This is a genomic window from Bradyrhizobium sp. Kon58 (assembly GCF_055807455.1).
Window position 1 is genome coordinate 1 of sequence record NZ_JBVVOT010000487.1, and the last position, 260, is coordinate 260.

Below are 260 nucleotides of genomic sequence, written 5' to 3' on the forward strand. Positions count from 1 at the left end.
TCAACTATTCATCATCAGAGTCAATCCGTGCACCGTTCGAATATTGACCATAACCAGATAGGCCGTATCGGAAGCCATCTTCCGACTCAACGGCCCCAGGCTGACCTTCTAGGATAGAAAAATCCCCTTTCACGATTGCTAGTAAAATCAGCACTGTGGCCAGGACACCCATGAATACACTGGCAATCCAATGAAACATCCCCACTGAAAAATACAACAGCACCAACGCCACCGCCAGACGCTTGACCCAACGCAACGTG

At 49.2% G+C, this 260-nt stretch carries 1 protein-coding gene; it reads right to left on the bottom strand.

From position 1 onward, the window contains the following. Window positions 1-4: 4 nt before the first annotated feature. On the bottom strand, window positions 5-260 hold a 256-nt coding region (locus tag AC0L20_RS41235), incomplete at its 5' end, for a hypothetical protein (protein ID WP_473295868.1).